The organism is Streptomyces sp. H39-C1 (genome assembly GCF_027158125.1).
Lineage (GTDB): Bacteria > Actinomycetota > Actinomycetes > Streptomycetales > Streptomycetaceae > Actinacidiphila > Actinacidiphila fildesensis.
In genome coordinates, this window is the sequence record NZ_JAPVLS010000010.1 from 38,790 (window position 1) to 61,940 (window position 23,151).

At 71.3% G+C, this 23,151-nt stretch carries 18 protein-coding genes and 2 pseudogenes; 12 read left to right on the top strand and 8 right to left on the bottom strand.

Annotated elements, in window-relative coordinates:
- The first annotated feature begins 363 nt into the window (after positions 1–363).
- The 5 genes from O3W51_RS09080 to O3W51_RS09100 all read left to right on the top strand — a co-directional run bounded on the left by O3W51_RS09080 (position 364) and on the right by O3W51_RS09100 (position 9,178).
- Positions 364–2,349 (top strand): alpha-1,4-glucan--maltose-1-phosphate maltosyltransferase, encoded by a 1,986-nt coding sequence (locus tag O3W51_RS09080; RefSeq protein WP_269285102.1) that lies wholly within the window; start codon positions 364–366, stop codon positions 2,347–2,349.
- Positions 2,346–4,046 (top strand): maltose alpha-D-glucosyltransferase, encoded by a 1,701-nt coding sequence (gene treS / locus O3W51_RS09085; protein ID WP_138354878.1) that lies wholly within the window; start codon positions 2,346–2,348, stop codon positions 4,044–4,046. Before O3W51_RS09080 ends, treS begins: the two co-directional genes overlap by 4 nt.
- A 224-nt stretch (positions 4,047–4,270) precedes the next feature.
- A complete protein-coding gene (locus O3W51_RS09090) occupies positions 4,271–5,731 on the top strand; it encodes a maltokinase N-terminal cap-like domain-containing protein (protein ID WP_138354877.1) in 1,461 nt (486 codons plus the stop codon).
- A complete protein-coding gene (gene glgB / locus O3W51_RS09095) occupies positions 5,728–8,379 on the top strand; it encodes a 1,4-alpha-glucan branching enzyme (protein ID WP_269285104.1) in 2,652 nt (883 codons plus the stop codon). Before O3W51_RS09090 ends, glgB begins: the two co-directional genes overlap by 4 nt.
- Positions 8,380–8,482: 103 nt before the next feature.
- Entirely contained in the window at positions 8,483–9,178 is a 696-nt protein-coding gene (locus O3W51_RS09100; RefSeq protein WP_244809438.1) for a helix-turn-helix domain-containing protein, read from the top strand.
- A 17-nt stretch (positions 9,179–9,195) separates the two neighbouring features.
- Here the strand turns inward: O3W51_RS09100 and O3W51_RS09105 are convergent, their stop codons facing one another.
- Complete coding sequence (locus O3W51_RS09105; protein WP_381586239.1) at positions 9,196–10,596, bottom strand: cation:dicarboxylate symporter family transporter; 1,401 nt, start codon at positions 10,594–10,596, stop codon at positions 9,196–9,198.
- Between the two features lie 106 nt (positions 10,597–10,702).
- Between O3W51_RS09105 and O3W51_RS09110 the strand changes: the two genes are divergently transcribed.
- The 3 genes from O3W51_RS09110 to O3W51_RS09120 all read left to right on the top strand — a co-directional run bounded on the left by O3W51_RS09110 (position 10,703) and on the right by O3W51_RS09120 (position 14,226).
- On the top strand, positions 10,703–12,325 hold the full coding sequence (locus O3W51_RS09110; protein WP_232485222.1) for a sensor histidine kinase: 1,623 nt from the start codon (positions 10,703–10,705) through the stop codon (positions 12,323–12,325).
- Positions 12,322–13,071 (top strand): response regulator, encoded by a 750-nt coding sequence (locus O3W51_RS09115; RefSeq protein WP_164293406.1) that lies wholly within the window; start codon positions 12,322–12,324, stop codon positions 13,069–13,071. The genes O3W51_RS09110 and O3W51_RS09115 overlap by 4 nt, the downstream gene beginning before the upstream one ends.
- A 126-nt stretch (positions 13,072–13,197) precedes the next feature.
- Positions 13,198–14,226, top strand: coding sequence for a chitinase (locus tag O3W51_RS09120; protein WP_269285106.1), 1,029 nt, complete (start codon positions 13,198–13,200; stop codon positions 14,224–14,226).
- 79 nt (positions 14,227–14,305) lie between these two features.
- On the opposite strand, the gene O3W51_RS09125 is transcribed toward O3W51_RS09120, so the two are convergent.
- Both O3W51_RS09125 and O3W51_RS09130 read right to left on the bottom strand, forming a co-directional pair.
- Positions 14,306–14,779, bottom strand: coding sequence for a hypothetical protein (locus tag O3W51_RS09125; RefSeq protein WP_138357112.1), 474 nt, complete (start codon positions 14,777–14,779; stop codon positions 14,306–14,308).
- Between the two features lie 68 nt (positions 14,780–14,847).
- Entirely contained in the window at positions 14,848–15,141 is a 294-nt protein-coding gene (locus O3W51_RS09130) for a response regulator transcription factor (protein WP_331284053.1), read from the bottom strand.
- A 175-nt stretch (positions 15,142–15,316) separates the two neighbouring features.
- Here O3W51_RS09130 and O3W51_RS09135 point away from each other — a divergent pair, with 175 nt between their 5' ends.
- Positions 15,317–16,240: an NADP-dependent oxidoreductase gene (locus tag O3W51_RS09135; protein ID WP_198357683.1), complete on the top strand. Its 924-nt coding sequence runs from the start codon at positions 15,317–15,319 to the stop codon at positions 16,238–16,240.
- Between the two features lie 61 nt (positions 16,241–16,301).
- Here the strand turns inward: O3W51_RS09135 and O3W51_RS09140 are convergent, their stop codons facing one another.
- The 4 genes and pseudogenes from O3W51_RS09140 to O3W51_RS48410 form a co-directional block, all read right to left on the bottom strand.
- Entirely contained in the window at positions 16,302–17,327 is a 1,026-nt protein-coding gene (locus O3W51_RS09140; protein WP_164293403.1) for an ATP-dependent 6-phosphofructokinase, read from the bottom strand.
- 38 nt (positions 17,328–17,365) lie between these two features.
- Entirely contained in the window at positions 17,366–18,385 is a 1,020-nt protein-coding gene (locus O3W51_RS09145) for a 2-hydroxyacid dehydrogenase (RefSeq protein ID WP_164607134.1), read from the bottom strand.
- A 26-nt stretch (positions 18,386–18,411) separates the two neighbouring features.
- Positions 18,412–18,726, bottom strand: a complete 315-nt coding sequence (locus tag O3W51_RS48405; protein WP_331284052.1) for a hypothetical protein — start codon at positions 18,724–18,726, stop codon at positions 18,412–18,414.
- A gap of 21 nt (positions 18,727–18,747) precedes the next feature.
- Positions 18,748–18,948 (bottom strand): annotated as a pseudogene (locus O3W51_RS48410) (pyruvate formate-lyase-activating protein); the annotation flags it as partial.
- Between O3W51_RS48410 and O3W51_RS48415 the strand changes: the two are divergent.
- Positions 18,913–19,035 carry a hypothetical protein gene (locus O3W51_RS48415; RefSeq protein ID WP_331284054.1) on the top strand — a complete coding sequence of 41 codons (123 nt, stop codon included), beginning with the start codon at positions 18,913–18,915 and terminating at the stop codon, positions 19,033–19,035. The pseudogene O3W51_RS48410 and the gene O3W51_RS48415 overlap by 36 nt on opposite strands.
- 170 nt (positions 19,036–19,205) lie before the next feature.
- Here the strand turns inward: O3W51_RS48415 and O3W51_RS48420 are convergent.
- A pseudogene (locus O3W51_RS48420) lies at positions 19,206–19,301 on the bottom strand (hypothetical protein); the annotation flags it as partial.
- Between the two features lie 529 nt (positions 19,302–19,830).
- On the opposite strand from O3W51_RS48420, the gene pta reads away from it, so the two are divergent.
- Both pta and O3W51_RS09165 read left to right on the top strand, forming a co-directional pair.
- Positions 19,831–21,942: a phosphate acetyltransferase gene (gene pta / locus O3W51_RS09160; protein WP_138357117.1), complete on the top strand. Its 2,112-nt coding sequence runs from the start codon at positions 19,831–19,833 to the stop codon at positions 21,940–21,942.
- Entirely contained in the window at positions 21,939–23,120 is a 1,182-nt protein-coding gene (locus O3W51_RS09165) for an acetate kinase (protein WP_269285108.1), read from the top strand. Before pta ends, O3W51_RS09165 begins: the two co-directional genes overlap by 4 nt.
- The last annotated feature ends 31 nt before the right edge of the window (positions 23,121–23,151 follow it).

Genomic DNA, 23,151 nt, shown 5'->3' on the forward strand with positions numbered 1-23,151 from the left:
CCTCCGGCATATTCACCGACCAGCCGTCCGGCCCCTCCCGTCCTGCGGGGCCGGACGGCTTCTCCAACTCCCCGCAAAGTACGCACCGGTACCCCTTCCCGGGAGCTTTTGACTGCCATCCAATGGGAAGGCTCCCGGCAATGCGGAGTCACTTCATCCCCCTCATGACTCCGCCATTCGCCCGACCCTCCAACCGAGTGAACGCGGACAGGAGCGGCCATGCACGCGAGAACACGTCCACAGGAGCAGATACAAAGAGCGGGAGCACGCAAGGAAGCCGCCCGCCGCGCCGCCGCCCGCCGGCGCAAGCAGCCTCCGGAGCATCCCCCTCCTGTCCACTCCCCAGCGCTCCCAGGTGAGGCAATGATCGGTCGCATCCCCGTCCTCGACGTCCGCCCGCTCGTGGACTGCGGCCGCCGGCCGGCCAAAGCGGTCGCCGGCGAGACCTTCCAGGTCACCGCCACGGTCTTCCGCGAAGGCCATGACGCGGTCGCCGCCAATGTCATGCTGCGCGACCCCAACGGCCGCTCGGGACCCTGGACCCCCATGCGGGAGCTGGCCCCCGGCACCGACCGGTGGGGCGCGGACGTCACCCCGCCGGCGGAAGGCCGCTGGACGTACACCGTGGAGGCCTGGAGCGATCCGGTCACCACCTGGCGGCATGTCGCCGGCATCAAGATCCCGGCCGGGATCGACACCGCCCTGGTCCTCGCCGAGGGCGCCCGGCTGCACGAGCTGGCCGCCGCCGGGGTGCCCAAGAACGACGGCCGGGCCGCCGTACTCGCCGCCGTCGACGTACTGCTCGACGAGAACAGGACCGCGGCGGAACGGCACGCCGCGGCCGTGGCCCCCGCGGTCACCGCCGTCCTCGACCGGTTCCCGCTGCGGGAGCTGGTCACCGCCTCCCGTCCGATGCCGCTGCAGGTCGAGCGCCGGCGGGCGCTGTTCGGCTCCTGGTACGAGCTGTTCCCGCGCTCCGAGGGCGCGGTCGTCAAGGAGGGCAGCCCGCCGCGGTCCGGCACCTTCCGCACCGCGGCCGAACGGCTGCCGGCCGTCGCCGCGATGGGCTTCGACGTCCTGTACCTGCCGCCGATCCATCCGATCGGCACGGCCTTCCGCAAGGGCCCGGACAACAGCCTCGTCGCGGGCCCGGACGATGTCGGCTGCCCCTGGGCGATCGGCTCGCCGGAGGGCGGGCACGACGCGATCCACCCCGATCTGGGCACCATCGAGGACTTCGACTTCTTCGTGGAGCAGGCCCGCGAGCTGCGGCTGGAGATCGCCCTCGACTTCGCCCTGCAGTGCTCCCCCGACCACCCCTGGGTCGACAAGCATCCGGACTGGTTCGCCCACCGGCCCGACGGCAGCATCGCCTACGCCGAGAACCCGCCGAAGAAGTACCAGGACATCTACCCCATCGCCTTCGACGCCGACATGCCCGGCATCGTGCGCGAGACGCTGCGCGTCCTGCGGTACTGGATGGAGCACGGCGTACGGATCTTCCGGGTCGACAACCCGCACACCAAGCCGGTGGTCTTCTGGGAGAAGGTCATCGCCGACATCAACCGCACCGATCCCGACGTGATCTTCCTGGCCGAGGCGTTCACCCGGCCGGCGATGATGCACACCCTGGCGAAGATCGGCTTCCAGCAGTCGTACACGTACTTCACCTGGCGCACCGCCAAGGAGGAGCTGACCGACTACCTGACGGAGCTGTCCGGGGACGCGGCCAGTTACATGCGGCCGAATTTCTTTGTCAACACGCCGGACATCCTGCACGCGTACCTTCAGCACGGTGGCCGCCCCGCGTTCGAGGTGCGCGCCGTGCTGGCCGCGACGATGTCACCCACCTGGGGGGTCTACGCGGGCTTCGAGCTGTACGAGGGCGACGCCGTACGACACGGCGGCGAGGAATACCTGCACTCGGAGAAGTACGAGCTGCGTCCCCGCGACTGGGCCGCGGCCGAGGCGGAAGGACGCTCGCTGGCCCCGTTCATCACACGGCTCAACCGGCTGCGGCGCCGCCATCCGGCCCTGCAGCAGCTGCGTGAGCTGGCTTTCCACCCCACGGACAACGACGCGGTGCTCGCGTACTCCAAGCGCAGCGGCGAGGACGTCGTACTGGTGGTCGTCAACCTCGACGCCCACCACACCCAGGAGGCCACCGTCTCGTTGAACATGCCGGAGCTCGGCCTGACCTGGCACGAGTCCGTCCCGGTGCGCGACGAGCTCACCGGCGAGACCTACCACTGGGGCAGGGAAAACTATGTGCGCCTCGAACCGGGCCGTACGCCCGCGCACATCGTTCATCTGCGACCGTCTCCTTCGATCGGAGGGTCACTCAGTTGATCGTCAACGAACCCGTTCCCGACACCTTCGAGGACACACCGGCAAAGGACCGAGATCCCGACTGGTTCAAACGGGCGGTGTTCTACGAAGTCCTCGTGCGGTCCTTCCAGGACAGCAACGGCGATGGTGTCGGTGACCTGAAGGGCATCACCGCCAAGCTCGACTACCTGCAATGGCTCGGGGTGGACTGCCTGTGGCTGCCGCCCTTCTTCGCCTCGCCACTGCGCGACGGGGGCTACGACGTCTCCGACTACACCGCCGTGCTCCCGGAATTCGGCGACCTCGCCGACTTCGTGGAGTTCGTGGACGCGGCGCACCAGCGCGGCATGCGCGTGATCATCGACTTCGTCATGAACCACACGAGTGACCAGCACGACTGGTTCCAGCAGTCCCGTTCCGACCCGGACGGCCCGTACGGCGACTACTACACCTGGGCGGACGACGACAAGGAGTTCCAGGACGCGCGGATCATCTTCGTCGACACCGAGACGTCCAACTGGACCTTCGACCCGGTGCGCAAGCAGTACTACTGGCACCGGTTCTTCTCCCACCAGCCGGATCTCAACTACGAGAACCCGCAGGTCCAGGAGGAGATCCTGGCCGCGCTGCGGTTCTGGCTCGATCTGGGGATCGACGGCTTCCGGCTCGACGCGGTGCCCTACCTCTACCAACAGGAGGGCACCAACTGCGAGAACCTGCCGCAGACCCACCAGTTCCTGAAGCGGGTCCGCGCCGAGATCGACCTGCACTACCCGGACACCGTGCTGCTCGCCGAGGCCAACCAGTGGCCGGAGGACGTCGTCGACTACTTCGGCGACTTCCAGCGCGGCGGCGACGAGTGCCACATGGCGTTCCACTTCCCGGTGATGCCGCGCATCTTCATGGCCGTGCGCCGCGAATCGCGCTACCCCGTCTCGGAAATCCTGGCCAAGACCCCGGCCATCCCGCAGACCTGCCAGTGGGGCATCTTCCTGCGCAACCATGACGAGCTGACCCTCGAAATGGTCACCGACGAAGAGCGCGACTACATGTACGCGGAGTACGCCAAGGACCCGCGGATGCGGGCCAACATCGGCATCCGCCGCCGGCTCGCCCCGCTGCTGGACAACGACCGCAACCAGATCGAACTGTTCACGGCACTGCTGCTGTCGCTGCCCGGCTCGCCGATCCTGTACTACGGCGACGAGATCGGCATGGGCGACAACATCTGGCTCGGCGACCGGGACGCGGTCCGCACCCCGATGCAGTGGACGCCCGACCGCAACGCGGGCTTCTCCTCGTGCGACCCCGGCCGGCTCTATCTGCCGACCATCATGGATCCGGTCTACGGCTACCAGGTCACCAACGTCGAAGCGGCGATGAGCAGCCCGTCCTCATTGCTGCACTGGACCCGGCGCATGATCGAGATCCGCAAGCAGAACCCGGCCTTCGGCCTCGGCTCCTACACGGAACTGCCCTCCAGCAACCCCGCTGTACTGGCGTTCCTGCGGGAATACGGCGACGACCTCGTCCTGTGTGTCCACAACTTCTCCCGCTTCCCCCAGCCCACCGAGCTGGATCTGCGGACGTTCAGCGGCCGGCACCCGGTCGAGCTCATCGGCGGGGTGCGGTTCCCCGCCATCGGCGAACTGCCCTATCTGCTGACCCTCGCCGGTCACGGCTTCTACTGGTTCCGGCTGCGCCGCGACCCCGTGTAGCTCCCCCAGCTACCGCTGGGAGTTACCCCCAGGCCGCCGGCCCCCGACCGGCGGGCCCGCCCGGAACACCCTCCGGGCGGGCCCGTACGGCGGTTTCCTGTCACCCGGCCGGGGCAGGCTCCCCGTGTCGCCGGACAGCCACCGCCCGTCATCCGGGAGGCTTACGCGCACTCCCCGCCGCACGCTTCCGGGCAGGGTGCGCGATTCCCCGGGGAAAGGACGTCATGTCGGACAGCTCCTGGACCCGCACCTCTCCTACCACCGGCCGTTCACCGGCCACAGCCCCCGGGCTGCTGCACTCGCTCAGCCCACTGCTGCTGGAATGGCTACCGCAGCAGCGCTGGTTCGCCGGCAAGGGCCGGCCGATCACCGGCTTCGACCTGGTGTCGGCGACCGAACTGCTGCCCCTGGGCGGCCGCCTGGGCACCCCGGGCCTGCTCCATCTGCTGCTCGACGTGGAGCAGGCCGGCCGCCGCGCCGACTGCTACCAACTGCTGCTCGGCACCCGCACGCTGCTCCCGCCCTCGCTCGCGCCCGCCGCCGTCGGCCAGGCCACCGGCGGGCCACTCGACGGTCTGACGATCTACGAGGGGCTGTACGACCCGCGGCTCACCGCGGTGCTGCTGGAACGTCTCCGCGCCCCCGGCCGCACCGGTCGGCTGCGCTTCCTCACCGAGCCGTCGGCCACCGTCCCGGCCGGGCTGGCTCCGCGGCTGTCCACCGCCGAGCAGTCGAACACCTCGGTCATCTACGGCGACGAGTACATCCTCAAGGTGTTCCGCCGGGTCTCCCCCGGCGCCAACCCGGACCTCGAACTCTCCCTCGCCCTGGCCCGCGACGGCTCCCGGCGGGTCGCGGCGCCGGCCGCCTGGTTCGAGGCGCTGGAACTGCCGGAGCCGGCCGGCACCCCGGACGGCATCGGCGCGGAACCCGCGACGCTCGGCGTGCTGCAGCGCTATCTGCCCGGGTCGGCCGACGGCTGGGAGCTGGCCCTGCGGGCGATGGACGACGGTACGGAGTTCACCGCCGACGCCCGCGCCCTGGGCGCCGCCACCGCCGAGGTCCATGCCGCGCTGGCCCGCGCGCTGCCCACCGGTTCGCTGGACCGCCGCAGGATCCAGCTGATCGCGGCGACCATGGCGCAGCGGCTGGACACCGCCGCGGCCGAGGTCCCGGAGCTGCGCCCGTACCGCACCCGGCTGAGGGCGGCCTTCCACGACCTGTCGGAACTCGGCGGCACCGGAGCGCGGGTGGCCGCCCAGCGCATCCACGGCGATCTGCATCTCGGCCAGGCGCTGCGCACCGCGGACCACGACTGGCTGCTGATCGACTTCGAGGGCGAGCCCTCGCGTCCGCTGTCGGAGCGCCGGCTGCCGGCGCCACCGGTACAGGACGTCGCGGGGATGCTGCGCTCCTTCGACTACGCCGCCCGGCACCGCGATCCGGCCGCACCGACCGCCGGCGCGTGGGCGGAACGGCACCGGGACGCGTTCTGCACCGGCTACGCCGCGACGTCGGGCACCGATCCGCGCGACCAGCCCGTACTGATACGCGCCTACGAGACCGACAAGGCCGTCTACGAAGTCCTGTACGAGGCCCGGCACCGCCCCGCCTGGCTCCCCATTCCGATGTCAGCCATCGACCGCCTCGCATCCAACCCCCCTCCGAGGAGGATCACACCGTGACCGAGCGCCAGCCGTCTCCCCTCACGCCGGGCGCGCCCGCCGCCGTGCCCACCACCGCCGTATCCCCGGCGGAGAAGGCGCCGGGCGAGCCGCTCGGCCGGCCGCCGGCTCCCGTGACGCCCGCCGCGCCGGCGCCCGCGCCCACACCCGCAGTGACTCCGGCGCCTGCTCCTGCTCCTGCCCCGGCTCCGGCTCCGGCGGTGTCGGAGGCCGCCGCACGGGGATACGAGTCCGGGGTGACCCGCCCGCCCGCCTCGGGGAGCGCTCCCCGGCAGACGACGGAGGCCGTTCCGCCGTCCCGGGGCGAGACCCGGGACCCGGGCTCCATCACCACCCCCCGGCCCGGCCCCCCGGCCGCGGCTCCCGCGGCTCCCGCCGCGCCCGCCGCCCCTGTCGTGCCGGCCAGGCCGGTCTCGCCGCCCGCCACCCCGACCCAGGACGCCGCTCCGGCGCGGGTCGCGGTCCGCGGCGTCCGGCCCGCGGAACCGCTGGACGACGCGGACCGTGGCAGGCTGCTGGACGGTGCGCACCACGACCCGCACGGGCTGCTCGGTGCCCATCCGGTGACCGGCGGCGTGCTGTTCCGGGTGCTGCGGCCGTACGCGCTGGGAGTGGCGGTCACCGCGAAGGGACTGCGCGCGGAACTGCTGGACGAGGGCGACGGGCTGTTCGCCGGGGTGCTGCCGCTGCGGGAGATCCCCGAGTACGAACTGCTGGTGCGGTACGCGGACGGCGAGCACCCCGTGCAGGACCCGTACCGGTTCCTGCCCTCGCTCGGCGAGCTGGACCTGCACCTGATCGGTGAGGGCCGCCACGAGCAGCTGTGGGAGGCGCTCGGCGCCCGGCCGATGACCCACCAGGGCGTCACCGGCACCCGGTTCGCCGTCTGGGCGCCCAACGCCCGCGGGGTGCGGGTCGCGGGCGGCTTCAACTTCTGGGACGGCACCGGCTTCCCGATGCGCTCGCTCGGCTCCACCGGCGTGTGGGAGCTGTTCGTGCCGGGGGTCGGCGACGGGACGGCGTACAAGTTCGACATCACCCGCCCGGACGGCGGCCGCACGTTGAAGGCCGACCCGATGGCCCGCAGCACCGAACTGCCGCCCGCGACGGCGTCGATCGTCACCTCCTCGCACCACACCTGGAACGACGCCGACTGGATGGCCCGGCGCGCCGCGGTCCCCGTCCACCAGGCGCCGTTCTCGGTCTACGAGGTGCATCTGACGTCCTGGCGGCCGGGTCTGACCTACCGCGAGCTGGCGGAGCAGCTGCCCACGTACGTCGCCGACCTGGGGTTCACCCATGTCGAGCTGATGCCGGTGGCCGAGCACCCGTTCGGCGGCTCCTGGGGCTACCAGGTGACGTCGTACTACGCGCCGACCTCGCGGCTGGGCTCCCCCGACGACTTCAAGTTCCTCGTCGACGCGCTGCACCGGGCGGGGCTCGGCGTGATCATGGACTGGGTGCCCGCGCACTTCCCGAAGGACGACTGGGCGCTGGCCAACTTCGACGGCGTCCCGCTCTACGAGCACGGCGACCCGAACCGCGCCGAGCACCCGGACTGGGGCACCCTGGAGTTCGACCTCGGCCGCACCGAGGTCCGGAACTTCATGGTGGCCAACGCCGTCTACTGGTGCGAGGAGTTCCACATCGACGGCCTGCGGGTCGACGCGGTGGCCTCGATGCTCTACCTGGACTACTCGCGTGAGCACGGCGAATGGACGCCCAACCAGCACGGCGGCCGGGAGAACCTGGACGCGGTGGCGTTCCTGCAGGAGATGAACGCGACCGTCTACCGGCGCTGCCCGGGGGTCGTGACGATCGCCGAGGAGTCCACCGCCTGGGACGGCGTCACCCGCTCCACCGACTCCGGCGGGCTCGGCTTCGGGCTGAAGTGGAACATGGGCTGGATGCACGACTCGCTGGAGTACGTGGCGAAGGAGCCGGTGCACCGCAAGTACCACCACCACGAGATGACGTTCTCGATGGTCTACGCCTACTCCGAGAACTACGTGCTGCCGATCTCCCACGACGAGGTCGTGCACGGCAAGCGCTCGCTGGTCTCGAAGATGCCCGGCGACTGGTGGCAGCAGCGCGCCACCCACCGCGCGTACCTCGGCTTCATGTGGGCGCATCCGGGCAAGCAGCTGCTCTTCATGGGGCAGGAGTTCGCGCAGGGCGCGGAGTGGTCGCACGACCACGGGCCCGACTGGTGGCTGCTGGACGAGACGTACGCGGCGGCCGCCGACCACCGCGGGGTCCGCGATCTGGTCCGGGAGCTGAACCGCACCTACAACGCGACGCCGGCCCTCTGGCAGCGCGACACCGACCCGGGCGGCTTCGCCTGGATCGACGGCGGCGCGGCCGAGGACAACACCTTCTCGTTCCTCCGCTACGACGCGGACGGCGAACCGCTGGTGTGCGTCAGCAACTTCTCACCGGTGGTCCGCGAGAACTACCGGATCGGTGTTCCCGACCGGGCCTGGCAGGAGGTGCTGAACACCGACGACGCGCGCTACGGCGGCAGCGGCACCGCCACCGGCAGCACCGGGCACCCGCTCAAGGCCGAACCGACGTCCTGGCACGGGCAGGAGCAGAGCCTCCTGCTCACCCTCCCGCCGCTGGCCACGGTCTGGCTGCGACCGGCCTGACCTCCGCACTCGTACGTTCCTCCGAACCGGTGGCGTATTCACGCGCCCCGGTTCGGTGGTCCGCACCATGGGGACGCGGCACCGGCACCCCTACGCTGACCCCGTGCACCGACCCTCTTCTGATCCGCCCCGGCTGCCGTTCGACGCATCGGCGATCAGACGGCTGCGTGCCCAGCTCGGGATGAACCACTCCCACATCGCCCATGCCATGTGGACCTCCTACGGCACCCCCGTACGGCCCGAGACCATCGCCGCCTGGGAGCGCGGTGAACTCGTGCCGCGCGCCTCCGAGCTGCCCGCTCTGGCCGGCGCCCTGTGGTGCGACCCGTCCGATCTCATGAGCACGCCGACCACCCTGCTGGAACACCGCTGGGCCCGCGGTATCGCCCCTTCCGACCTGGCGCGGGCGGTCGGCATGCCGATCTCCGACTACGAACGCATGGAGGTCCAGGGCCGCTGGACCGGCAACGAGCGGCAGACCGCGGCACTGGCCGACGTGCTCGGCCTGTCGCTGCCGGAACTCCTGACGGTCACCGGCGGCGACAAGCGGCTGGACGCACTGCTGCGGGAAGCCGTGGCGACCCGCTGGCAGGCGTACGTCAAACCCGTCACGGCCCTGGTGCCGCTGCCCCGGCACCGGATCGAACCGGTGCTGCGCGGCATGCACTCGGAGTACCAGTCCGTGATGGTCGCGACCCTCAACTGGGGCAACGACGTACCCGCGTCGGGCGGCGCGGGCGGCCGGGCCTTCCTGGACACCGTCAGCGAACGCTTCTGGGCCGGCCTGCAGAACCCCTGACCGCCCTGCGCGAACCGCTAACCGGCCTTCACGGTTTCGTGGTCCCTGGGGGCCGGCATCGTGTCGGCCGTCTCCGCTGTGTCGACCTTCGGGGCCGCCTCGGCGTGGTCGTCCACCAGGGTGGACTCGTCGAAGGGCAGTTCCCCGGCGAAGACCCGGACGGCGCGGTCCTTGTCGAACTCCTTGGTCCAGGTGCCGACGAGGACCGTCGCGACGGCGTTGCCCGCGAAGTTGGTCAGGGCGCGGGCCTCGCTCATGAAGCGGTCGATGCCGATGATGAGGCCGACCCCGTCGACCAGGGCGGGCTGGTGCGACTGCAGGCCGCCCGCCAGGGTGGCGATGCCGGCGCCGGTGACACCGGCCGCGCCCTTCGAGGCGATGATCATGAAGAGCAGCAGGGAGATCTGCTGGCCGACCGACAGCGGGTCGCCCATCGCCTCGGCGATGAACAGCGAGGACATCGTCAGATAGATGGCGGTGCCGTCGAGGTTGAACGAGTAGCCGGTCGGCACGGTGATACCGACCACCGGGCGGCTGACGCCCAGGTGCTCCATCTTGGCGATCAGCCGCGGCAGGGCCGATTCGGACGACGAGGTCGACAGGATCAGCAGGAACTCGCGGCCGAGGTACTTCAGCAGGTGGAAGAGGTTCACACCGGCGACCAGCCGCAGCAGGGTGCCGAGGATCACGACCACGAAGATCGCGCAGGTGACATAGAAGCCGATCATGATCACGGCCAGCGACTTCAGCGCGCCCGTGCCGGTCTCGCCGACCACCGCCGCCATGGCGCCGAACGCGCCCACCGGCGCCGCCCACATGATCATCGACAGCACCCGGAAGACGAGCCGCTGGATATGCCCGACGCCCCGCAGCACCGGCTCCCCGGCCTTTCCGAGCGCCTGAACGGCGAAGCCGACCAGGAGCGCGACCAGCAGCGTCTGCAGCACCTGGCCCTCGGTGAAGGACGACACCATCGTCTTGGGGATGATGCCGAGCAGGAAGTCGACGGTCCCCTCGCTGCCGGCCGCCTGCTTGTGCCCGGCCGCCTTCGCCGCCGTGGTCAGGTGCAGGCTGCTGCCCGGGTGCAGCACATTGCCGACCACCAGGCCGATGGCGAGCGCCACCGTCGACATCACCATGAAGTAGCCGAGCGCGAGCCCGCCCACGGCGCCGACCTTGGCGGCCTTGCGCACCGATCCGATGCCGAGCACGATCGTGCAGAAGATGATCGGCGAGATCATCATCTTGATCAGGTTCACGAAGCCGGTGCCCAGCGGCTTGAACTCCTTGGCCACACCGGGTGCGGCCAGTCCCAGCACGATCCCGGCGACGACCGCCGCGATCACTGCCAGATACAGATAGTGCGTACGGTCCTTCTTGCGGCTCTGCGTGGTCACGTCGCGGCTCTGCGTCGTCACGTCTGCCTCCCGAGGTCTCGGTAACTTCGGTGACTATGCGCGGCCGCGTGACCGGGGTCACGTTTGCGTTCATTGAGTTCTCGGTAGGGCGTGCAGACTGTGGGGCATGCCGATGATCCGGCGCGCTCCCTCGCGTCCCCGCAGCCTCGCCGGCCAGCTGTTCGCCATGCAGGTGGTGATCGTGGCCGTCGTCGTCGCGGGGTGCGCGGTGCTGGCCTACGTCCAGGCGCACAGCCGGGCCGAGGACGGGGCGGACGGCCGGGTGCGGGCGGCGGCCGCGTCGATCGCCGACTCCCCCACCGTCCGGCAGGCCGCCCTCGCGGCGCCCGGCACCGATCCGAGCACGGTGCTCCAGCCGTACGCGCAGCGGGTGGTCGCCGACGCCGGCGTGGACTTCGTGACGATCATGGCGCCTGACGGCATCCGCTGGACCCACCCCGACCCGCAGCGGATCGGCGAGCCGTTCCTCGGCCACACCGCGCGGGCCCTGCGCGGCGAGACCTTCACCGAGACGTACACCGGCACGCTCGGCCCGTCGGTGCGGGTCGTGGCACCGGTGCGCGACGGGCCCGGCGGCCGGGTCATCGCGCTGGTCAGCGTCGGCATCAAGGTGGACGCGATCAGCCACGAGGTGCGCGGCCAGCTGACCGTACTGATCGCCGTCGCGGCCGCCGCGCTCGCGATCGGCGGCCTCGGCACGTACCTCGCCAACGCCCGGCTGCGCCGCCACACGCACGGCATGGCCGCCACCGAACTGAGCCGGATGTACGACTACCACCAGGCGACCCTGCACGCGGTGCGCGAGGGGCTGATCCTGCTCGGCGCCGACCGCCGGGTGCTGCTCTGCAACGACGCGGCCCGCGAACTGCTCGGTCTCACCGGCGAGGTCGTCGGCGGCTACGTGGACGGCCTCGGGCTGCCCGCGTCGCTCACCGGCGCGCTGCTCGCGGCCGAGCCCCGCGTCGACGAGGTGCATCTCACCGCCGAGCGGGTCGTGGTCGTCAACACCTCACCGGTGCTCGGCGGGGAGCGCCGGGGCACCGTCGTCACCCTGCGGGACCACACCGATCTGCAGGTGCTGACCGGCGAGCTGGACTCGGTGCGGGGCTTCGCCGAGGCGCTGCGCTCCCAGGCGCACGAGGCCTCCAACCGGCTGCACACCGTGGTCTCGCTGATCGAACTGGGCCGCGCGGACGAGGCGGTGGACTTCGCCACCGCTGAACTGGAGCTGGCGCAGGCCCTCACCGACCAGGTCGTCGGCGCCGTCGGTGAACCGGTGCTCGCCGCGCTGCTGCTGGGCAAGGCGGCCGAGGCCAACGAGCGCGGGGTCGAGCTGACCGTCACCGAGGACAGCCGGATCGACGACGGCGTCCTGCCCGACGGATTCGCGGCGCGCGACCTCGTGACAATCCTGGGCAATCTTGTCGACAATGCCCTGGACGCCGCTGTCGAGGGCACCGGCCGGCCGAAGGTCGCGGTCACCGCGCGGACCGAAGGGAACGAATTGCTGCTGAAGGTCACCGACACCGGGCGCGGTGTGGACCCCCAGGTGCTGCGCGAGGTGTTCCAGCGCGGCTGGACGACGAAGAGCGAGGGGCGCGGGCTCGGCCTGGCCCTGGTCGAGCAGGCCGCACGGCGCGGCGGCGGCACGGTCGAGTTGGGGCAGGACGACCGGGGCGGTGCGGTGTTCACCGTCCGCATGCCGCTGCAGCGGGAGGCACGGACATGAGCGACATCGCGCACACCGGACAGAAGACCGTGCACAGCCCCGGCACCAGCCGGGTCCTGGTGGTCGAGGACGATCCGATCGCCGCCGCGGCGCACGGGCTGTATGTCGAGCGGGTGGCCGGCTTCACGGTCGTCGGCACGGTGCACTCCGGCGGGGACGCGCTCCGCTTCTTCCGCCAGCACCCGGTGGACCTGGTGCTGCTCGACCTCCATCTGCCGGACGGGCACGGTCTGCAGGTCGTCCAGGCGATGCGGGCGGCCGGTCACACCGCCGACGTCATCGCGGTGACGTCCGCCCGCGACCTCGGGGTGGTGCGGCAGGCGGTGTCCGCCGGCGTCGTGCAGTACCTGCTCAAGCCGTTCACGTTCCCCACCCTGCGCGACCGCCTCGACCGGTGGGCCCGGTTCCGCCGTGAGCTGGCCGGGGGCGAGGCCTCGGGGCAGGACGAGGTGGACCGGGCGCTGGCGTCGCTGCGCAGCCCGGAGTCACCGGTGCTGCCGAAGGGGCTCAGCGCCCCGACGCTGGAGGCGGTCACGGCAGCGCTGCGCGAGGCGGTGAGCGGGATCTCGGCGAACGCGGCGGCCGCGGCCGTCGGTGTCTCGCGGATCACCGCCCGGCGCTATCTGGAACATCTGGTGGACACCGGGCGCGCGGTGCGCAGCCCGCAGTACGGGCAGGTGGGGCGGCCGGAGCTCAGCTACCGCTGGTCCGCGGGGCCCGGCCGGGACGGCCGTACCGGCGGCTGAACGGCTCTTCTTCCCATGGCAATAGGAAACTTTCCTAACCAATCTCTTGTCGCAGGCATGCAGGACCACTAGCGTTCACGCAGCATTCCCAGAGCCAACTCCCGTACACGCTAGGAGTTCTCCCCCATGCTCGTCTTCCCGCACTCCCGCCGCGGCCGCATCGCGCTGGCCGCGACCGTAGGGCTCGCCGCGGCGTCCGCGCTCGGCGCGACCGCCCAGGCCACCACCCCCACCGCCGCGAAGGCCGCCCCGCAGGCCGCCGCCGCTCTCCCCAGCGGCATCGCGGCCCCGTACCTGTACCTCGGCTGGGGCACCCCGCCGTCCGCGACGTCCGTCATGTCGGCCACCGGCATCAAGCAGTTCACGATGGCCTTCATGCTCTCCGACGGCGGCTGTAATCCCAAGTGGGACGGGAGCCGCGCGCTCACCGGAGGCACCGACGCGTCGACGATCAACGCGATCCGCAACGCGGGCGGCGATGTCACCGTCTCCTTCGGCGGCTGGAGCGGCAACAAGCTCGAAGAGAAGTGCACCTCGGCCTCCGCACTGGCCGGCGCGTACCAGAAGGCGATCACCGCCTACAAGCTGAAGTCCATCGACATCGACATCGAGGCTTCGGCGGTCGAGAACTCCACGGTCCGCAAGCGCACCGTGGACGCCCTGAAGATCATCAAGACCAACAACAGCGACGTGAAGATGTACATCACCTTCGGAACCACCCCCACGGGGCCCGACTCCAACGGCAAGGACCTGATCAAGAAGGGCGCCGCAGCCGGGCTGAACGCGGACGGCTGGGCGGTCATGCCGTTCGACTACGACCAGGGCGCCGTCGACATGGCGGCCACCACCAAGTCCGCGGTCGACGGTCTGAAGAACGCCGTCGCCAGCGCTTACGGGCTCTCCTCGGACGCGGCCTACCGCAAGGTCGGCTTCTCCTCGATGAACGGCATCACCGACAGCGCCGGCGAGAAGGTCACCCTCGCCAACTTCAAGTCGATGGTCTCCTACGCGACCAGCCACCACCTGGCCCGCGTCAGCTTCTGGTCCGTCAACCGCGACCGCAAGTGCGGTTCCGGCACCGACGCGGACGCCTGCAGCGGAATCAGCCAGAACAACTGGGACTTCACCAAGGCGCTCGCGGTCTACACCGGCTGAGACCGGCTGACACCGCACCTGTCGCACGGATGGATTCCGCGCCCCGGCCCGCAGCCCCGAGCTGTCGCCCGGGGCGCGGTCATGCGCTGCCGGAGAACGCCCCGCCGAACCGCCGGCAGCCGCGCGCCACCACGTGCGCGACACCGGCCGCGGCCAGCGCCGGGACGAGCAGCATCGGCAGCCCGGGGCCGCCGGAGAAGAACTGCTCGACGGCGCCCTCGGAGGTGAACGCGTCGACGGTGCCCAGCTCCAGCAGGACCACCACCGCGGCGGCGGAGGACGGCGCCGTCCCCGGGGCGAACGCCCAGCGCGGCGGCAGACAGACCAGCAGCCCGCCGGCCAGACCGCCCGAGACCGCTCCGAGCGCGCCACCGACGATCGGCCCGAGGGCGAGATAGGTGTACTGCCCGTACTCGGTGAGTTCGAAGAGAGTGCCGCCCAGCGCGCCGCCGAGCAGACCCGCGGCCGCCAGGCAGCAGAACAGCGTCCACCGCCAGTCGCCCGCGCCGTGACCGGAGCCGTAGCCGGGCGCCTCGTCCGCTGTCGTCGCCACGCGGGGCACCTTCCCTCATCCGCCGCCGTCGTCGGATGGATCAGACTGCACCGCCGGTGCCCACCGGATCAAGTACATGGTCCGTTCGGGGTACTTCTGGTGAATCGCCCCTCAAGCCGCCGCAATGTCCCCCCGGAACGGGCCAGCGCCGCGGCCTCGCCGCGGGTGTCGACATCGAGTTTGTTCAGGATGTTCGCGACGTGGAACTTCACCGTGGACTCGCTGATGTGCAGGTCCTCGGCGATGGCCCGGTTGCGGTGTCCCCGTACGAGATGTGGGTCGGCAGGGTCTGGCCGAGCGGGGCCTGGACGACTTCCAGGGCCACGGTCAGAGCGTGTTCCGGTTCGTTCCAGCCGCTGGATTCCATAGCGTCAACGGAACTGGGCGCGCTGCGGCTACGGCCTGGCTTTTCGGACAGCTGGGACTGTCCGAAAGGCGGGGCGGGTTTCCGGGACGCGCGGGCCAGGCTGTGAACACCACGACGAGGCCGGGCCGGAACGGTTCGGTGCTGTCCACCACTTTGAGGAGTGCGTTCCCATGACGAAGGCCATTGCGTTCGCGGCGTACGGCGACGCCGACGTCCTGCAGCCCACCGACATCGAGGTGCCCGCTCCCGGACCGGGCCAGGTGCGGCTGACCGTGCACGCCGCCGGCGTGAACCCGCTCGACTGCAAGATCCGCAGCGGCGCGGTCTCCGCCGTCTTCCCGGTGGAACTGCCGCACGTACCCGGTCTGGAGGCGTCCGGCACCGTGGAGGCGGTCGGCGAGGGCGTCACCGGCCTGGCGGTCGGCGACGAGGTCTTCGGCCCGGTCGCCGGCGCCTACGCCGAGCAGCTGGTGGTCGACGCCGGCCGGCTGGCGGTCAAGCCCGCCTCGCTGTCCTGGGCCGAGGCCGCGGCGCTGCCCGTCGCCGCCGAGACCGCCTGGCGCACCCTGGAACTGCTGGACGTGAAAGCGGGCGAGACCCTGCTGATCCACGCCGCGGCCGGCGGCGTCGGCACGCTGGCCGTGCAGTTCGCGGTGGCCCGCGGCGTCCGGGTCATCGGCACGGCGAGCGAGGCGAACCACGAGTACCTGCGCTCGCTGGGCGCCGTTCCCGTGACATACGGCGACGGCCTGGCCGAGCGGGTCCGCGCCGTGTCCGGCGGCCCCGTCGACGCCGTCCTGGACGCGGCGGGCCGGGACGTGCTGGGCGTCTCGGTGGAGCTGGCCGGCGGCCCGGAGCGGGTGGTGACCATCGCCGACGCGATGCACGCCCCCGCCCACCAGGTGCGCTTCTCCAGCGGCGGCCCCGGCCAGGACCGCACCGAGGGGGCGCTGGCCGGTGCGCTGGCCCTGCACGCGGAGGGTTCGCTGCAGGTGAGCATCGCCCGCACGTACCCGCTGACGGACGCCGCCGAGGCGCACCGCGCCAGCGAGCACGGCCACCACACCGGGAAGATCGTCCTCACCATCGGCTGAACCACCGCCCTGGAACGGGCCCTGGAAGCGGTCCCGGCGAAGCGGCCAGGGAACGGCCGGGTCAGAACACCGACTCGGCCTCGTCCATCCGCTCGTCCGGGACCCGCTTCAGCTCCACCACCGCGTCCGCGAGCGGCACCATCTCGATCTGGGTGCCGCGCAGCGCGGTCATGTGCCCGAAGGCGCCCTTGTGGACGCCTTCGACGGCGTGCCAGCCGAAGCGGTTGGCCAGCACCCGGTCGTAGGCGGTCGGGACGCCCCCGCGCTGCACGTGGCCGAGGATGACGGGACGCGCCTCCTTGCCGAGGCGCTCCTCCAGTTCGACGGCGAGCCGGGTGCCGATGCCGGCGAACCGCTCGTGCCCGAACTTGTCGACCTCGCCGACGCCGTAGTCCATGGTGCCCTCGGCGGGGTGGGCGCCCTCGGCCACGCAGATGACGGCGAACCTCTTGCCGCGGGCGAAGCGCTCCTCGACCATCGCGACCAGGTCGGCGGGGTCGAACGGCCGCTCCGGGATGCAGATGCCGTGCGCGCCGCCCGCCATACCGGACTCCAGGGCGATCCAGCCGGCGTGCCGGCCCATGACCTCGACGACCATGACGCGCTGGTGCGATTCGGCGGTGGTCTTCAAACGGTCGATGGCCTCGGTGGCGACCATGACGGCGGTGTCGAAGCCGAAGGTGCGGTCGGTGGCCGAGATGTCGTTGTCGATGGTCTTCGGCACGCCGACGACCGGCATTCCGGCGTCCGACAGCATCTTGGCGGCGGTCAGGGTGCCTTCGCCGCCGATCGGGATGAGGGCGTCGATGCCGTACTGGCGGCACAGCTCCTCGGCGTTGTCCGCGGCCTCGCGCAGCCGGCCGCGCTCCAGGCGCGCGGAGCCGAGGATGGTGCCGCCGCGGGCCAGGATGCCGCTGACCGAGTTGAGGCCGAGCGGGCGGTAGCGGCCTTCGAGCAGCCCGACGAAGCCGTCCTCGAAGCCGATGACCTCGTCGCCGTGCCCGGTGAGCGCGCGGTGCACGACCGATCGGATCACGGCGTTGAGGCCGGGGCAGTCGCCGCCTGCGGTGAGGACTCCGATACGCATGGGCTGGTCTCTCCTGGATGGTTTCGGGGCCTGGGGTGTCACGGGGCGGGGGCCGGGCTCGCCGGGCGTTTCGGGACCAGGGTGCCGGCACCGACCCGGCCGGCCAGGAAGTCGTCGACGTTGCGGACCGTGGCCTCGACGATCTGGTCGAGCGCGTCCACGGTGTAGTAGGCCTGGTGCGAGGTGATCAGGACGTTGGAGAAGGTGAGCAGGCGGGCCAGCGTGTCGTCCGTCATGATCTCCAACGACTTGTCGAAGAAGAAGACGCCGGCCTCCTCCTCGTAGACGTCCAGGCCCACGCCGTCGAGCCGGCCGGCTCGCAGCGTCTCGACCAGGGCCGCGGAGTCGATGAGCCCGCCGCGGCTGGAGTTGATGAGGATCGCGTCGTCCTTCATCCGGGCCAGCGCGTGCGCGCCGACGAGATGGTGGGTGTCGGGAAGCAGCGGTACATGCAGGGAGATCAGGTCGGACTCGGTGAGCAGCACGTCCAGTTCGACATACTCCATGCCCAGCTCGACACAGGCTGGATCGGGTACGACGTCCCAGCCCAGCAGCTTCATCCCGAAGCCGTGCGCGATCCTCGTGAACGCCGCGCCGATCTTGCCGGTGCCGACGACGCCGACCGTACGGCCCCGGAAGTCCCGGCCGAGCAGGCCGTCGAGGCGGAAGTCGAAGTCGCGGGTGCGGGTGGCGGCGCGGACGATCCGGCGGTTGAGGGCGGTGGCCAGCGTCCAGGCGAATTCGGCCACCGAGTACGGGGAGTAGTAGGCGACGCGGGCGACGGTGAGGCCGAGACGTTCGGCCGCGTCCAGGTCGATGTTGTTGAATCCGGTGGACCGCTGGGCGATCAGCTTGGTGCCGCCCTCGGCGAGCACCTCCAGGACGTCGGCGTCCAGCTGCGCGTTCACACTGGTGCTGACGATCTCGTAGCCTGCGGCGAGCGGCACGGTGTCGATGGTCAGGAAGGTCTCCAGACAGCGCAGCTGGTAGCGGGCGGCGAAATCCCGCTCCAGCAGGGGCCGCTCGTCCTTCTGCACTCCGGTCGCCAGGATCTCCACCGACACTCCTCTCTCATCACCTTATTTCACCCTATGGGAACCGTGCGGAGATGCGTACCACCCCGCATCCCCGCTTCCGCCGGCCCGTGGGGCGAAGGTCGGACCATGTGCAGGCCGTGCGCCCGGAGCTGGGCCCGTACCCGGTCCATGACCTGCGGATCCGGCGACGGGGTGGCGGCCGGCGGGAACCTCTTGCCGAGCGCCTCGTACGTTCCCGCACCGGGCTTGTGGAAGGGCAAAGCGTCCACCCGGGTGACGTTCGGCAGGCCGCCGGCGAAGGCGGCCACGCCCTCGACGTCGGCCTCGCCGTCCGTCAGTCCCGGTACCACGACGAAGCGCACCCGGACCTCCTTGCCGAGCGTCTCCAGCCGGCGGGCGAAGTCCAGGGCCGGCCGCAGCTCGCGCCCGGTGAGCTCCCGGTACAGCCCCGGTTCCCAGGACTTGATGTCCAGCAGGACGAGGTCGGTGTCGGCCAGCAGCGCGTCGTGGGCCCGGCTGCCGAGGAAGCCGGAGGTGTCCAGGGCGGTGTGCAGGCCGAGTTCGTGCCGGAAGCGGTGCAGCAGCTCACCGGTGAAGTCCGGCTGCAGCAGCGGTTCGCCGCCGCTGACGGTGGCGCCGCCGCCAGCGGCGGGGATGAACGGGGTGAATGAACGAGGCGGCCTTCTCGACGATCTCGTCGGCGGGGGTGCGGGTACCGCCGCGCATCGGCATGGTGTCCGGGCTGTGGCAGTACAGGCGGCTCAGCGGACAGCCGGCGAGGCTTGGGCATGATCGCGGGCTTGAGCGGGGCGTCGGTCCGCAGCCCGACGATCAGGTCGAGGTCCTCGTCGATGCAGCCGGGGGCGAACGCGTCGATGGCGGAGGGCGTCCGCACGTCCACGTCGTGGATGCCGCGGGCGATCTCCTGCGGGAGCATCCCCAGCACCCGGTGCCAGACCTCACCCGGTGCCAGACCTTCTCGGTACGCTCGGTCGGACCAGCCAGGAAGGAGCCGTCGCCCTCGTGGGGCGTGCAGTTCGACCGGATGACGTCACGGACGTCGACGGCGTCCCGCCACAGTCCGCCCCTGAAGCCCTCCCAGGGCGCGGGGGGCTGTGTCCCGGGTGCCCGGGCGGCTGCCTTCTCCGGCTGCGTCGCGGTCATGTCCGACTCACCTGTCCTTGCACTGGAGCTGTTCCGCTGGTGGACTTTTCCAGTCTCCTCCCGGTGTTTTCGCTGGTGAGCAGGCGAATGGCATCGTGGGGAGGGTCGAAGGGCACCTCCGCGCGGGCCCTGTGCCGGCAAGCGACGGCACCAGCGTCGCGTTAGCGTCTTGGAGTAGGTACGAACGGGAGAGCGGCCGCACCGGGAACGGAGCGCGGCACGAAGAGAGCAGTGGCGGGAAGCAGTGGTGAGCCGGCAGCGATGAGCAGCAACCCAGCGCGACGATGGATCGGAGAACGCGCGTGACGCGCAGCGTCTATGTAACGGGGATCGGCCGCGGCGACGGCCGCCAGGTGGTCGAACTGGGGGTGATGGAGCTCCTGACCCGCCAGGTCGACCGGGTGGGGGTGTTCCGGCCGCTGATGCACGACGGGCCCGACCGGCTGTTCGATCTGCTGCGCAGCCGCTACCGGCTGTCCCAGGACCCGTCCACGGTCTACGGCATGGGGTACGCGGAGGCGGCGGCCCTCCAGGCCGAGCAGGGGCGCGACGCGCTGACCGCCCGGCTGGTGGACCGGTTCCACGAGGTCGCCCGGGAGTACGAGGCGGTGCTGATTCTCGGCTCCGACTTCGCGGAAACGAATCTTCCGGCGGAGCTGGGCATCAACGCCCGGCTCGCCAACGAATGCGGCGCCTCCGTGCTGCCGGTGATCGGCGGCATCGACCAGACGGCCGAATCGGTGGTCGCCGAGGTCCGCAACGCCTACCTCGCCTACACCAACCTCGGCTGCGACGTCATCGCCATGGTCGCCAACCGCGTCGGCCCGGCGGAGGCGGACGAGGCCGGCCGCCGGCTCGCCCGCCGGCCCGAGGTGCCCGTCTACGTCATCCCCGAGGAGCCCGCGCTGTCGGCGCCCACCGTGGCGCAGATCGTCGAGGCACTCGGCGCGGACGTCCTGCTCGGCGATGACGCCGGGCTCTCCCGCGACGCGCTGGACTTCGTCTTCGGCGGCGCGATGCTGCCGGCCTTCCTGCCCGCGCTGACCCCCGGCTGTCTGGTGGTCACCCCCGGGGACCGCGCCGACCTCATCATCGGCTCGCTCGCCGCGCACTCGGCCGGTGCCCCGCCGATCGCGGGCGTGCTGCTCACCCTCGACGAGCGGCCGGGCCCGGACATCCTGGCGCTGGCGGCGCGGCTCGCGCCCGGCACCCCGGTGATCGCGGTCGCGGCCGGCAGCTTCCCCACCGCCGCCGAGCTGTTCGCGCTGGACGGCAAGCTCGGCGCGGGCACCCCGCGCAAGGCGGAGACCGCGCTCGGGCTGTTCGAAACCCACGTGGACACCGCCGAGTTGACGGAGCGGCTGTCGGTCGCGCGCAGCGAGCGCGTCACCCCGATGATGTTCGAGCACACCCTGATCGAACGGGCCCGCTCCCAGCGCCGCCGCATCGTGCTGCCGGAGGGCGCGGAGGAGCGCATCCTGCGCGCCGCCGAGGTGCTGCTGCGGCGCGGAGTGTGCGACCTGATCCTGCTCGGCGACGAGGACGCGGTCCGCAAGAAGGCCGCCGACCTGGGCATCTCCCTCGACCAGCCGGGCGTCACCGTCGTCGACCCGCAGACCTCACCGCTGCGGGAGCGGTTCGCCGAGCAGTACGCGAAGCTGCGCGCCCACAAGGGCGTCTCCTACGAGCTGGCCTACGACGTCGTCGCCGACGTCTCGTACTTCGGCACCCTGATGGTGCAGGAGGGCCTGGCCGACGGGATGGTGTCGGGCGCGGTGCACTCCACCGCGGCCACCATCCGCCCGGCCTTCGAGATCATCAAGACCGCGCCGGGCGCGGCGATCGTCAGCTCGGTGTTCTTCATGTGCCTGGCCGACAAGGTCCTCGTCTACGGCGACTGCGCCGTCAACCCGGACCCGGACGCCGAGCAGCTGGCGGACATCGCCATCCAGGCGGCGGCAACCGCCGCCCAGTTCGGTGTGCAGCCGCGGATCGCGATGCTGTCGTACTCCACCGGAACCTCGGGCTCCGGCGCGGACGTCGACAAGGTCCGCAAGGCCACCGAGCTGGTGCGCGAGCGCCGCCCCGACCTGGCCGTCGACGGTCCGATCCAGTACGACGCGGCCGTCGAACCGTCGGTCGCGGCCACCAAGATGCCGGACTCGGCGGTGGCTGGCCAGGCCACCGTGCTGGTCTTCCCCGACCTCAACACCGGCAACAACACCTACAAGGCCGTCCAGCGGTCGGCCGGCGCGGTCGCGGTCGGTCCGGTGCTGCAGGGCCTGCGCAAGCCGGTCAACGACCTGTCGCGCGGTGCTCTGGTCCAGGACATCGTGAACACGGTCGCCATCACGGCCATCCAGGCGCAGGGCGAATCCCCGGCGCGGCAGCAGGGCGAAGGAGACACCCAGTGAGCAGCCCCGCAGGACCGGCCGGCAGCCCCTCCCGCGTCCTCGTCCTCAATTCCGGCTCGTCCTCCGTCAAGTACCAGCTGCTGGACATGGCCGCCGGTCCCGGCGCGGACAGCCGGCTCGCCGCCGGGCTGGTCGAGCGGATCGGCGAGGGCGAGGTCGCCGACCACGACGCCGCCCTGCGCATCATCGCCGCCGAGCTGGACGGGCAGGGCCTCGGCCTGGACTCCTCCGAGCTGGCGGCGGTCGGCCACCGCGTCGTGCACGGCGGTACCCGCTTCACCGAGCCGACGCTGATCACCGACGAGGTCGTCGCGGCGATCGAGAAGCTGGTGCCGCTCGCCCCGCTGCACAACCCGGCGAACATCACCGGCATCAAGGTCGCCCGCGAGCTGCGCCCGGACCTGCCGCAGGTCGCGGTCTTCGACACCGCGTTCCACTCGACGATCCCCGAGCACGCCGCCCGGTACGCGATCGACACCGGGACGGCGGACCGTTACGAGATCCGCCGCTACGGCTTCCACGGCACCTCGCACGCGTTCGTCTCGCGCGCCGCAGCGGAGCTGCTCGGCAAGGAGTCGTCCCAGGTCAACGTCATCGTGCTGCATCTGGGGAACGGCGCCTCCGCCTCCGCGGTGGCGGGCGGAACCTGCGTGGAGACCTCGATGGGGCTGACGCCGCTGGAGGGTCTGGTCATGGGCACCCGTTCGGGCGATCTCGACCCGGCGGTAGTCTTCCACCTGGCGCGCGTAGGTGGAATGACGGTGGACGAGATCGACACCCTGCTCAACAAACGCAGTGGCTTGCTCGGCCTGTGCGGTGACAACGACATGCGCGAGATCGGACGCCGCATGGCCGAGGGCGACAAGGCCGCCCGGCTGGCGTTCGACATCTACATCCACCGCCTGCGCAAATACATCGGCGCGTACACCGCCGTACTGGGCCGGGTGGACGCCATCGCCTTCACCGCCGGGGTCGGGGAGAACTCCGCCGCGGTGCGCGAAGCGGCCCTGCAGGGCCTGGAGACCCTCGGTATCGAGGTCGACGCCGTGGGCAACGCCGTCCGCGGCCATGCCGCGCGGCTGATCTCCACGGACACCAGCAGAGTCGCGGTGGCCGTGATCCCCACCGACGAAGAGCTCGAGATCGCCCGTGCCACCTATGCGCTCGCCCAACGCTGACCTCGCTTCATACCCACGACGCCCCAGGAAT